Source organism: Agrobacterium sp. rho-13.3 (assembly GCF_033957765.2).
Classification (GTDB): Bacteria; Pseudomonadota; Alphaproteobacteria; order Rhizobiales; family Rhizobiaceae; genus Agrobacterium.
The window spans coordinates 1,278,429-1,290,290 of sequence record NZ_CP192774.1 but is presented as its reverse complement, the minus strand read 5'-3'; the positions used below and the strand labels follow the sequence as shown (position 1 = coordinate 1,290,290).

The 11,862-nt window shown below is 56.4% G+C and carries 14 protein-coding genes; 8 read left to right on the top strand and 6 right to left on the bottom strand.

Going from position 1 to position 11,862, the window contains the following annotated elements; translation table 11 throughout:
• The first annotated feature begins 90 nt into the window (after positions 1 to 90).
• A complete protein-coding gene (locus RMR16_RS06450) occupies positions 91 to 525 on the top strand; it encodes a CBS domain-containing protein (protein WP_320201617.1) in 435 nt (144 codons plus the stop codon).
• Between the two features lie 3 nt (positions 526 to 528).
• On the opposite strand, the gene RMR16_RS06445 is transcribed toward RMR16_RS06450, so the two are convergent.
• The 3 genes from RMR16_RS06445 to folE all read right to left on the bottom strand — a co-directional run bounded on the left by RMR16_RS06445 (position 529) and on the right by folE (position 2,712).
• On the bottom strand, positions 529 to 1,479 hold the full coding sequence (locus RMR16_RS06445; protein WP_320201618.1) for a patatin-like phospholipase family protein: 951 nt from the start codon (positions 1,477 to 1,479) through the stop codon (positions 529 to 531).
• 88 nt (positions 1,480 to 1,567) lie between these two features.
• Positions 1,568 to 2,053 (bottom strand): phosphoribosyl-AMP cyclohydrolase, encoded by a 486-nt coding sequence (hisI, locus tag RMR16_RS06440; protein ID WP_320201619.1) that lies wholly within the window; start codon positions 2,051 to 2,053, stop codon positions 1,568 to 1,570.
• Between the two features lie 32 nt (positions 2,054 to 2,085).
• Positions 2,086 to 2,712 (bottom strand): GTP cyclohydrolase I FolE, encoded by a 627-nt coding sequence (folE, locus tag RMR16_RS06435; protein WP_320201620.1) that lies wholly within the window; start codon positions 2,710 to 2,712, stop codon positions 2,086 to 2,088.
• A gap of 260 nt (positions 2,713 to 2,972) precedes the next feature.
• Between folE and RMR16_RS06430 the strand changes: the two genes are divergently transcribed.
• From RMR16_RS06430 to thrS, 3 genes are all read left to right on the top strand, one after another.
• Entirely contained in the window at positions 2,973 to 3,413 is a 441-nt protein-coding gene (locus tag RMR16_RS06430; protein WP_320201652.1) for an iron-sulfur cluster assembly scaffold protein, read from the top strand.
• A 3-nt stretch (positions 3,414 to 3,416) separates the two neighbouring features.
• Positions 3,417 to 3,779 (top strand): membrane protein insertion efficiency factor YidD, encoded by a 363-nt coding sequence (gene yidD, locus RMR16_RS06425; RefSeq protein WP_320201621.1) that lies wholly within the window; start codon positions 3,417 to 3,419, stop codon positions 3,777 to 3,779.
• A gap of 121 nt (positions 3,780 to 3,900) precedes the next feature.
• On the top strand, positions 3,901 to 5,913 hold the full coding sequence (thrS, locus tag RMR16_RS06420; RefSeq protein WP_320201622.1) for a threonine--tRNA ligase: 2,013 nt from the start codon (positions 3,901 to 3,903) through the stop codon (positions 5,911 to 5,913).
• A 62-nt stretch (positions 5,914 to 5,975) separates the two neighbouring features.
• On the opposite strand, the gene RMR16_RS06415 is transcribed toward thrS, so the two are convergent.
• Complete coding sequence (locus RMR16_RS06415; RefSeq protein ID WP_320201623.1) at positions 5,976 to 6,956, bottom strand: hypothetical protein; 981 nt, start codon at positions 6,954 to 6,956, stop codon at positions 5,976 to 5,978.
• 107 nt (positions 6,957 to 7,063) lie between these two features.
• Between RMR16_RS06415 and RMR16_RS06410 the strand changes: the two genes are divergently transcribed.
• From RMR16_RS06410 to RMR16_RS06400, 3 genes are all read left to right on the top strand, one after another.
• Positions 7,064 to 7,645, top strand: a complete 582-nt coding sequence (locus tag RMR16_RS06410; protein ID WP_320201624.1) for a nitroreductase family protein — start codon at positions 7,064 to 7,066, stop codon at positions 7,643 to 7,645.
• Positions 7,645 to 8,253, top strand: coding sequence for a flavin reductase family protein (locus tag RMR16_RS06405; protein ID WP_320201625.1), 609 nt, complete (start codon positions 7,645 to 7,647; stop codon positions 8,251 to 8,253). Before RMR16_RS06410 ends, RMR16_RS06405 begins: the two co-directional genes overlap by 1 nt.
• Before the next feature lie 134 nt (positions 8,254 to 8,387).
• Positions 8,388 to 9,539, top strand: coding sequence for a DUF2336 domain-containing protein (locus RMR16_RS06400; protein ID WP_320201653.1), 1,152 nt, complete (start codon positions 8,388 to 8,390; stop codon positions 9,537 to 9,539).
• Positions 9,540 to 9,542: 3 nt separating this feature from the next.
• On the opposite strand, the gene RMR16_RS06395 is transcribed toward RMR16_RS06400, so the two are convergent.
• Positions 9,543 to 9,953, bottom strand: a complete 411-nt coding sequence (locus RMR16_RS06395; RefSeq protein WP_320201626.1) for a hypothetical protein — start codon at positions 9,951 to 9,953, stop codon at positions 9,543 to 9,545.
• A gap of 114 nt (positions 9,954 to 10,067) precedes the next feature.
• Here RMR16_RS06395 and RMR16_RS06390 point away from each other — a divergent pair, with 114 nt between their 5' ends.
• Positions 10,068 to 10,523 carry a GNAT family N-acetyltransferase gene (locus RMR16_RS06390; RefSeq protein WP_320201627.1) on the top strand — a complete coding sequence of 152 codons (456 nt, stop codon included), beginning with the start codon at positions 10,068 to 10,070 and terminating at the stop codon, positions 10,521 to 10,523.
• A gap of 3 nt (positions 10,524 to 10,526) precedes the next feature.
• Here the strand turns inward: RMR16_RS06390 and RMR16_RS06385 are convergent, their stop codons facing one another.
• A complete protein-coding gene (locus RMR16_RS06385; RefSeq protein ID WP_320201628.1) occupies positions 10,527 to 11,723 on the bottom strand; it encodes an AI-2E family transporter in 1,197 nt (398 codons plus the stop codon).
• Positions 11,724 to 11,862 lie beyond the last annotated feature (139 nt).

Below are 11,862 nucleotides of genomic sequence, written 5' to 3'. Positions count from 1 at the left end.
CCGCTAGCGCACCATCGTGGCTGTGATTTGACCGCCTGTGTGGAGGAGACACCCTGTGCGGTCTTGGAGCCAGTGTGACAGGAGGTAAACATGCCGATATTTGTGAAAGAACTTCTCGACCTCAAAGGCCGTGATGTCGTGACGGTCGGGCCTGATATGTCGCTGGGAGATGCAGCCATCACCCTGCATGAGAACCGGATCGGTGCTGTCGTGGTGACCGACGATACGGGCGTCATTCTCGGCATCTTTACGGAGCGCGATCTTGTCAAAGCCGTCGCAGCGCATTCTTCCCGCGCCTTGCAAGTGAAAGTCTCTGCGGCCATGACGAAGAACGTCACGCGCTGTCATGAGGGGTCGAGCACTGACGACCTGATGGAAATCATGACCGGCGGCCGCTTCCGCCACCTGCCGGTCGAGGCCAATGGCCGTCTGGTTGGCATTATCTCAATCGGTGACGTGGTGAAGGCCCGAATCGGCGAGATCGAGGCTGAGGCCGAACACATCAAGGCTTATATTGCCGGTTGATACTCAGCTTTGAAACACCTGCTGCATACGTTGCAGTTCCGGTATTCTCGAGCGCGTTTCTTCATAACCGCGCTCGATTGATTCTGCGGCACGATGAAATTCCGACAGCCCGATGCTGTTGATGCGCGGGTGCAGGGTCAAATCCGGTGGGTCGCCCGCAAGCCGGGAGCGGGAAATTCTGTCCTGGATGATGTTGAAGGCCTGCACCATGACACCCGGCAGTCCCATACGGGATGACGGTTCTGTCGTGGATTTGCCAGCAGGTTCGGGGCTACCCGCACCGGCGCCATGCTTGACCACGGCAGCACGACCGAAAATGTCATAGTTAAGGTTCACTGCCACCACCAATGCCTGTTCGTAAGCGCGGCAGACGGAAACCGGCACGGGATTGACCAGCGCGCCGTCGATCAAGGTTCTGCCGTTGCAGCGCACGGGTTCGAAAATGCCGGGCAGGGCGTAGGATGAGCGAAGTGCGGTGATGAGATCGCCCTGATTGACCCACACCTCATGGCCGGTTTTAAGTTCGGTCGCAACCGCAATGAAAGGGTGTTCGAGGTCTTCGATATTAAGGCCGACGAGATGTTCCTGCATACGCTTCGTCAGCCGCATTCCGCCGAAAAGCCCGCCGCCGCCGATGGTCAAATCCAGCAGGCCCGCAATGCGGCGCATGGTCAACGACCGGGCGAATTCCTCCAGCTCGTCCAGCTTGCCGGCAAGGTAACATCCGCCCACAAGTGCGCCGATGGATGTGCCCGCAATCATTCCGATTTTGACGCCGGCTTCGTCCAGTGCGCGCAGAACGCCAATATGTGCCCAGCCGCGTGCAGCACCGCCGCCAAGCGCCAGCGCAATGCGGTTAGGGGGAAGTTTTGGCATGGGTGATGGCGTGTCCTGCACAACATTATCCAAAGCTGTTACAGTCGGATTATCGCGGTTTACTCTCCAACCCATCATTCAGCACACTCCCAAGTAAATCCCTCAAGTTTTACTCTACCGTCCGATCCTTCCTAATTCGTAACAAAACGGAGAGAAACGGAAAAGATCAGCCTTTTGGGTTAGTGGAAGGCGCTGCGTAGGTGGTTGCAGGGTCAAAGTGACGTGTATCATCGGTAATCGTCGTCACCGCGGTGCCATCTTGCAGAGTGCCACCTTGCAAAGTAACGGTGCGGTAAAAACACGAGCGACGCCCGGTGTGGCAGGTCGCATCATGGCCCGCGACGGACACTTTCAGCCACACGGCGTCCTGATCGCAATCCGTGCGAAACTCCTGTACGGTCTGGAGATTGCCAGAGGTTTCACCCTTTTTCCAGATTTTATCGCGGGAGCGGCTGTAGTAGTGGGCGATGCCGGTTTCCAGCGTCAGTGCCAGGGCTTGCGCATTCATATGCGCCACCATCAGCAACTCGCCGTCTTTCACATCGGTCACCACGGCAGTCACCAAACCGTTCGCGTCGAATTTCGGCGCGAACAGACCGGCGGACTCAAGCTCTTCCTTGTCCGCTGGCGCGGGAGGAAATGTCGAAGACATGGGGAACCTCGATCAGAAAACCGCGATAGACCTTAGCGGTTATATACCATGGTCATGAAGCGTGCCTGCTCGGCAGGTTCTGATTTGAACGCGCCGGTGAAGCTTGTGGTCAGCGTGGTGGAGCCTTGCTTCTGCACGCCACGCATGGACATGCACATATGCTCGGCATCGATCATCACGGCCACGCCGCGAGGCTTGAGTGTTGATTCGATGGCTTGAGCAATCTGCGCCGTCATCGTTTCCTGTGTTTGCAGGCGACGACCGTAAATTTCCACAACGCGGGCAATCTTGGAGAGGCCAAGCACGCGACCGGCGGGCAGATAAGCGACATGCGCCTTGCCGACGATCGGCACCATGTGGTGTTCGCAATGCGAATAGAAGGGAATGTCACGCACGAGGATGATGTCGTCGTAACCGCCGACCTCCTCGAATGTCGTGCCCAAAACGTCGTGTGCGTTCAGTTCATAACCGCCGAACAGTTCACGATAGGACTTGGCAACGCGCTTGGGCGTGTCGAGCAGGCCTTCACGGTTAGGGTTGTCACCCGCCCAGCGCAGCAGAACGCGCACAGCGTCTTCAGCTTCAGCCTGCGTCGGGCGTACATCGGTCACGCCGTTTTGTGCGCCTGCACCGGGGAAATTCTTCACGATTGCATCCATCTTTTGTCTCCCGGTACGGTTCAAGGCCGCACCTGAATATAGGTTACGGCTTGATTACTGAAATGCCGAACCTGCTATCTGGTTGTTTTGAGGCAATTTGGCAAGACTGTCATCGTTTTTTCGGTGATTGAAGGATTAAAATGGCAACACCTTGATGACGTTAGTGTCTCATAACATATAATATGAACAGGTGGCAGAAAAGCCTTGCCACGGGTGACGCAGTGTTTGAAAAAACAATCCTGCGCGAATGGATGAGCCACATGGACGATATCTATAACAACCGCATTCTGGAATTCGCAGGCAATATTCCGTTGACCGGTGCCATGCCGGATGCGGATGCGACGTCGCAAAAACACTCCAAGCTGTGCGGTTCAAAGGTCAAGGTCTACATAAAGCTGCAAGATGGTGTGGTGACCGATTTCTCCCACGAGGTGCGCGCCTGCGCACTCGGTCAGGCATCGTCTTCGATCATGGCCCGCAATGTTGTCGGTGCGACCAGTGTGGAAATCCGTCAGGCCCGGCAGGACATGGTGGAGATGCTGACGAGCGGAGGCGAGGGGCCAACAGGCCGCTTTGAGGACATGCGCGTTCTGAAGCCTGTGAAAGATTACAAGGCACGCCACGCCTCAACGCTTTTGACATTCGATGCGATTTGCGACTGTCTTGACCAGATCGAGGCAAAACAGCCTCTTCCGGCCTGAGCCATGTGTGGTCAACCGGGCTGCCAGCATGATGGCGGAGTTTCCAAATCCCGTTCCCGCAACTGGTCCGGAGCATTCTCCAAAACACCGGGCCGTCTTCTCGGCATGGGCTTGATTCGCTTTTACCAGCTCGCGTTTTCCGGCTTCATCGGCAATTCCTGCCGCCATATTCCCACCTGTTCCGAATATGGGTATGAGGCCATCGCCCGCCATGGCTTTTGGGCCGGTGGTTGGATGACGCTGTCTCGCGTCGCACGCTGCGGCCCCGGCGGCACCAGCGGGCTTGATCCGGTCTTGGAAACACTGGCCCCCACGCAAAAATGGTATTTGCCCTGGCGGTATTTTCGCACGCCTCATTCAAGTTAAGCAAACCGCCTTTACCCATCAATCGAACAGCGTTAAATACCCGCCTCGATAAGCAACGTTTGCTTGTCGTCTTTTAGAAAACCACCCGCATTCGTTGGCGGGACTGGACAGGAGAATTATAATGTCAGACGCCGTTTCCCTAACATTTCCCGATGGCTCAATTCGCCAGTATGCCCCCGGCACGACCGGACGCGATGTTGCCGAATCCATTTCCAAGTCGCTTGCAAAGAAAGCCGTCGCGATTGCGCTGGATGGCACTGTGCGCGACCTTTCCGACACTATTGTCGATGGCAAGATCGAAATCGTCACCCGTGATGACAAGCGCGCGCTTGAGCTGATCCGTCACGACGCTGCGCATGTGATGGCCGAAGCCGTTCAGGAATTGTGGCCTGGCACGCAGGTGACGATCGGCCCAGTCATCGAAAACGGTTTTTACTACGATTTCGCCAAGAACGAGCCCTTCACACCGGAAGATCTGCCGAAGATCGAAAAGAAGATGAAAGAAATCATCGGTCGGTCCAAGCCGTTTACGCGCGAAATCTGGTCCCGTGAAAAGGCCAAGGAAGTTTTTTCCGCCAAGGGCGAGAACTACAAGATCGAGTTGATCGATGCCATTCCTGCGGGACAGGATCTCAAGATTTATTATCAGGGCGACTGGTTTGACCTGTGCCGTGGCCCGCACATGGCCAACACCGGGCAGATCGGCACGGCTTTCAAGCTGATGAAGGTTGCCGGTGCCTATTGGCGCGGCGATAGCAACAATCCGATGCTGACACGCATTTACGGCACCGCATGGGCCACGCAGGAAGAGCTGGATCAGTATCTGCATATTCTGGCCGAAGCCGAAAAGCGTGACCACCGCCGCCTTGGCCGCGAAATGGACCTGTTCCATTTTCAGGAAGAAGGTCCGGGCGTGGTGTTCTGGCACGGCAAGGGCTGGCGCATGTTCCAGACTTTGACTGCCTATATGCGCCGCAATCTCGAAGGCACCTATCAGGAGGTCAACGCGCCGCAGGTGCTGGATTCCTCGCTGTGGGAAACCTCGGGTCACTGGGGCTGGTATCAGGAAAACATGTTTGCCGTGAAGTCGGCCTATGCCTTCACGCACCCGGAAGACAAGGAAGCGGATAACCGCGTTTTTGCCTTGAAGCCGATGAACTGCCCCGGCCACGTTCAAATCTTCAAGCACGGCCTGAAATCCTACCGCGAATTGCCGGTGCGTCTGGCCGAATTCGGCACGGTTCACCGTTATGAGGCTTCCGGCGCTCTGCACGGACTGATGCGCGTTCGCGGCTTCACGCAGGACGACGCGCACGTCTTCTGCACCGAAGAGCAGATGGCAGCGGAATGCCTGCGCATCAACGATCTTATCCTGTCGGTTTACAAGGACTTCGGCTTTGAGGAAATCGTCGTGAAGCTCTCCACACGCCCTGAAAAGCGTGTCGGCTCCGACGATGTTTGGGATCGCGCCGAAAGCGTCATGACAGATGTTCTCAAATCCATCGAAGAACAATCCGGTGGCCGCATCAATACCGACATTTTGCCGGGTGAGGGTGCCTTCTACGGTCCGAAGTTCGAATACACCCTGAAAGACGCCATCGGTCGTGAATGGCAGTGCGGCACCACGCAGGTGGACTTCAACCTGCCGGAACGCTTCGGTGCCTTCTACATCGATCAGGCCTCCGAAAAGCGCCAGCCGGTGATGATCCACCGCGCCATCTGCGGCTCGATGGAACGCTTCCTCGGCATTCTCATCGAGAACTTCGCCGGCCATATGCCATTGTGGTTCGCACCGCAGCAGGTCGTGGTTGCCACGATTACGTCTGATGCGGACGATTATGGTCGCGAAGTTGCAGAAGCTCTGCGCGATGCCGGTCTGTCGGTCGAAACCGATTTCCGCAACGAGAAGATCAACTACAAGGTCCGCGAACACTCGGTCACGAAAGTTCCGGTCATTATCGTTTGCGGTAAAAAGGAAGCCGAAGAGCGCACGGTCAACATCCGCCGCCTCGGCTCCCAGGCGCAGACCTCATATACGCTGGATGAGGCCATCGCCAACCTCGTGGACGAAGCAACGCCGCCAGACGTGAAACGCAAGCGCGCCGCCAAGGCCGCAAAAGCGAAAGCTGCGTAAGCTGAAAATAAAACGGCACCCTCGGGTGCCGTTTTTATTTTGATGGTTATATCTCAAAAAAACTATTCAAAATCGCTCGTCACGTCTTCCGGGGCTTGGTCTTTCATCAGGACTTCAACGTCCGAATCCTGACCTGCTGTAATTTTGAAATTGCGTTGGTAGACCTTGTCCTTGTTGCGGGCGATGGCGGTGTATTCGCCGTCTGCCAGCACCATGGTGGAAAATGCGCTGACGCTTTCGTTGACGATATCGCCGGAACCGGTCAGGACAGACCATGCCGTATCGGCAATCGCTTCGCCGCCATGTTCGGACACCAGTTTCAGGGTGATCTGGGCTGCATGGTGCTGAAGCGTTGCTTCCGTCAGCTTGCCCGCCTCCACCTGAATATCGGCGCGAACCACGGCGTTGATGCCGCCATATTCCGACACGACGTGATAGGTGCCCGCGTTGAGCCGGATGATGGTGTTGGGTTTGACGTCCGACGTCACGAGGCGGCGTTCGCCGTCTTCTTGCGTGTCTGAGGAGTAGACCGAGAATTTGAGCTGGTTTGGAGAAATACGTTTGTCGGTTCCCGTAATGGCGTTCAGCACGAAGCCGCCGGCATCCAGAATCAGAACCTGTTTATCAATCTTGCCGCTTGTCGGTATGTTGAGTTTCTTGGTGACGCCGGCGCGTCCAAAGGAGACGTTGACGAAATAATCGCCTGGGGCGAGGTGAAACTCTGCCGAGCCACCGTCGGAGCTTGCCAGCATGGGAAGCTTGCCGTCAGGGCCGGGAATGGGGCTGAACACGCGCCACGCCAGCCCTTCCATCATCGGCTGCCCTTCATTGGTCAGCTTGGCTTCCATGATGATATCGCGGGAGGTCGAGGTCTGCACATCCGGGGCAGACGGAGCTGTGAAAGCATTCAGCTTGGGCATTTTCGGCGTGCCGCCAAGCTGTTTGAATTCCTTGAACGCATCTTGAGACAGGGCTTCGCCGTGCGAAACTACGGTCGAAACGAGCGCTACGCAAAGGCTTGCCGCGATTTTGATGGACGCCATTTCTGTTACCGATTGACTTCTTGATTTTCTGGGACCACTTCAAACGCAATGCGGTGGCTATTTCAAGGCCCATAATTTCACATGTATGAGAATGGAACGGTTTGGACATGAAAGACGATATTAAACTGCTCGATTATCTTAATGTTCGTCGGTCAACACCGGCATTGCAGCTGACGGAACCGGGACCGGACAAAGCCGAGCTGGAAGAAATTTTGCGCCTGACCGTGCGTGTGCCGGACCACGGCAAGCTCGCACCGTGGCGTTTCATCGTCTATCGCGGTGAAGAGCGCAAGCGTCTGGGCGAGGCGGCGTTGAAGCGGGCGCTGGAAAAGACGCCGGACCTTGGCGCCGACCAGCAGGACGTGGAACGCACCCGTTTTACACGCGCACCCGTGGTGATCGCGGTGGTCAGCACGGCAGCGCCGCATTTTAAAGTTCCCGAATGGGAACAGGTGATGTCGGCAGGCGCCGTGTGCCTGAACATGCTGATCGCTACGAACGCGCACGGATACGCCGCCAACTGGCTGACGGAGTGGGTTTCATTCGATGAAAATATCTGGTCGGAGCTGGGCGTGAAGTCTGGCGAAAAGATTGCCGGTTTCATTTACATCGGCTCCACTACGTTCCCCGCCGTCGAGCGCCCGCGCCCGGAATTGGCTGACGTGGTGACATGGGTTGGCGAGGTGTGATGTTTTACGCCACTGACACCAACGCGCACGGCTTGGCCCATGATCCATTCAAAGCCATCGTGGCGCCGCGTCCGATTGGCTGGATTGGCTCGAAGGGCAGGGATGGGTCTCTCAATCTCTCGCCCTATTCCTTTTTCAACGCCATCTCGGATCATCCCAAACTGGTGATGTTTTCATCCAGCGGCCAGAAGGACAGCTTGCGCAACGTTCAGGAAAGCGGCGTGTTTACAGCCAGTCTGGTCAGCCGAAACCTGGTAGACCAGATGAACGCATCCTCCGCAGCGGTGCCATACGAGGTCAACGAATTCGAGGTTGCCGGGCTGACCGCAACATTCGGACAACTGGTTGATGCGCCCTATGTGGGAGAGGCTTTTGCTGCACTGGAATGCCGGGTAACGCAGATCATTCGCCCTATCGATGTTGCAGGCGTTGAGACTGATTCCTGGGTCGTGTTCGGGCAGGTCGTCGGTATTCACATCGATGAGACGGTTGTTGCAAATGGCCGTATCGATATGGCGCTTGCACGTCCGGTGGCGCGCATGGGGTATCGAGATTATTGTGATGGCGGGACAGATGTTTTTGAACTTTCGCGACCGGGTTCGCGTTGAGTTCAGGCACGTCTGAGCGGTTAATTTTTATGGTGAACCAAACGTAAACCTTTTGCTCCTAGTGTCGGCGTTGGATGGCAGGGTCAGAGATTCGGGTGCGAATCGATCCTGCTGAAAACAGTCGGCATAGTCTGTTGGTGGGGCGCAGGGTGATCGTACAAGCATTTCTTCGTTGGTCGGAAAAGGCTGGATCGGGTGATCGATCCAAGGCAGCAACCGCGCTGGCTCACGCCTATCTGCAATCGTCCTTGCCGCAAGATCGGCATGATAGCGCCTATGACGCGATGACCTATTTGCTGGATGATCCGTCGCCCAAGGTGCGTCGTGCGCTGGCCGAATCCCTGGCATTTTCTGAGGATGCGCCGCGGTCCATCATTTTCTCTCTGGCCGAAGATCAGCCAGAAATCGCCTGCCTTGTCATCATTCATTCGCCGGTGCTGCGCGACACCGATCTGGTGGATCTGGCTGGCAATGGCACGGCCATCACGCGGTCGATGATTGCGGCTCGCCCGTTTCTGGAAGCGGGCGCATGTGCCGCTATTGCCGAAATCAGCGATGTTCTTGAGCTTTCCGTTCTTCTGGAGAACCGCAGCGCCTGCATCACGCCGTTCACGTTGCGCCGCATTGCAGAACGCCATGCGGATGACGCGGAGATTCGTGATCTTCTGCTGCGGCGTGACGATTTGCCCGCTGACGTGCGCTACGCAATCGTCGGGCATATTGGTGCGGCATTGGCTGCGTCTGATCTGGTGTGTTACGCGATGACGCCAGCCCGTGCGGGCCGCGTTATTCGCAGCGCATCGGAAGCGGCAACGGTTCTGATCGCTGGTGATGTGGGTGGCAATGATTTGCCGGTTCTGGTGGAGCATCTGCGGATCAAGGGTGATCTGACACCTGCTTTCCTGATGAACGCTTTGTGCTCCGGCAAGCTGGATTTCTTTGCGGCGGCAATCTCCAATCTTTCTGGCCTCGATGACCTTCGGGTGCGCTCCATTCTCGCAACGGGCAGACACCACGCCATGAAGGCGCTGTTCCAATCCACCGGTCTGTTCGGTGTGATCTTGGACATATTTATGGAAGCGACATTGCTCTGGCGCCAAACTGCCGATGCCCATTATGTCGGAGAGGTTGAATACTTGTCTTCCAGATTGCTTGCGAAGTTTGCGCATGTTGAGGCGGATGCCACATCGCAAGAGCTGCTGCATATGATCGAGAAGCTGCAAATCGGGCAACAGCGCCAGCGCGCGCGAATGATGACGACCGATCTCATTGCCGAGGCAGCGTAACGCTCATTTGGTGAGTCGTTTGGCAATCCACGAATAACTGTCTTCCACCATACGCACCGGCTTGCCGAGCACTTCTTTTACGCCTTCCGTTGAGGGAAGGATTTTGCGCACGCGGCTGATGGCGCGTTGTGTCAGCGTCTGCTCGACCTGCGCTTCCGTTGCTGGCGACAGCGTGGCTGGGTCTTGCGTCGTGGCATCTGCTTTTGCCGTCTGATCGGGCGGTGTCTCCGGCGTCTGGCACACCGCGACGATGACCGGGTAGGACGCATTCACAAAATCACCCAGCTTCTTTTCCGATTCGGCATCGCACAGTTCGATGCTCGTCCAGCGCTGTTGAAGTGTTGCGATATGCTGGCAATCGGTCGCGCTGTCATCGCAGCCGAGGATGGTCATTAAAACAAGCGCTGTTCTCATTTTGGCTCTGTTGCCTCTGGCGGAAAAAATGTCTTACAAGCTTGGATGATCTAGCCGAATTGCAGTCTTATTGCGACGTGCTGATCAACATAGAGAAAAATAAACGGGAACAGCATGTCAGTCGAAATCAAGCTTGAGCCACCCCACCAGCCGGAAATACTCCGCCTTATGGACATGTCGAATGCCTATATGGCGTCGCTTTATCCGGCGGAAAGCAACCACATGGTGGATATCGCCACGCTGGAAAAACCGAATGTCTCATTTTTCGTGGCCCGTCATGAGGGTAAAATCGTCGGCTGCTGCGCGCTGGTGGCGGCGGATGACGGCACTGCCGAAATCAAGCGGATGTTTGTGGACCCGGACGCACGCGGTCTGCGAATCGGCAAGCTGATGATGGAGGCTCTTGTCGGGCGCGGCCAGCAGCTTGGAATTTCTGCAATTCGGCTGGAAACAGGTATCAGCCAGCCGGAAGCCATTGGCCTGTATCGTAAGGCCGGGTTCCTCGAAATCGAAGCCTTCCCGCCTTACAGACCAGACCCATTGAGCATGTTTATGGAATTGAAGCTTTAACCGCTAAGAGGCGGTTTTGCGAAGCGGCGGAGGTTCGTTGATCTCTGTCGCCTTGCTTTCAAGTGCTTCTGCTTCCAAGGCTGAAAGCTCCACTTCGCGCACCCATTCCCGCCACACGGCAACCAGCAGCGCCATCAGCACCGGGCCGATGAACAGGCCGAGGAAACCCATGGTTTTCACGCCGCCGACAAGGCCGAAGAAGGTGGGCAGGAACGGCAGCTTGATTGGCCCGCCAACCAGGCGCGGGCGGATGGTCTTGTCCACGATGAAGAGTTCGATCGAGCCCCATGCAAACAAGCCTATACCTTCCGGCACCGAACCGCTGGCGACGAGATAAACCGAAACGAGCGTAAACGACAGCGGCGCACCGCCGGGGATGAGCGCCATAACGCCGGTCAGAACGCCTAATGTAACGGGTGAGGGGACGCCTGCGATCCAGTACGCCACACCCAGAATGATGCCTTCGCCGATGGCGATCAGTGTCATGCCTGTTACGGTCGAGCTGATGGTGGCTGGAACGACCCGGGAAATACGCTCCCAGCGTGTCGGCAAAATACGCTCTCCGACGAGATCGATCTGGCGAGCGAATGCTACGCCGTTTCGATACACGAAAAACAGGGCGATCAGCATGAACAGAAGCGTCAGAATAAGGTGGAAAGCGCCATTACCTGCGGCCACGATGGCGCGGTAAATATTGCCGATGTTTGCGCCGCTGACGAGTTGAATGACCTCGCCAATGGCACCGGGTGTGCCGATGTAGTGGACCCACTGGTCACTCATCCAGGCACCCACGCCCGGCAGTGCGGCAATCCAATCCGGCACCGGAGCGCCGACCTTATTGACCTCCACCGCCCAACCGAACCATTCGCGCATTTCGCTGGCCGTATAGGATGCGGCAATGACAATCGGCACGATGAGAAATGCGATGATGAGAAGCAGGGCGACCGTTGCGCCCACCGTATTGTTACCCCCGACGCGGCGAAGCAGCTCACGATAGACCGGCCAACTGGCAAAACCGATGACCAATGCCGCGAGAACTGGCACAAGGAAACCGTAAAAGAAGTAAATACCAGCTGCGACAATCAGAACCAGAAGCCAACGGGCCGCGGAAATGGACGGCACAAGTGCAGTTCGCGCATGTGTTGCAGGGCCGAGCCAACGCGGCTCACCAGCTTTTCTATGATTATCAACGGTTCCCAAAAGCTTCTCTTTCGCATTCCCCGAACAGATTGCAGTCTGTCATCATTTAACGAACAGCCTACAATATATTCCACAAGCATTTCGTTTTTATATTGTTTCCGCACCATATAGGACGATTTTGGTAAAAATAACGCAACGT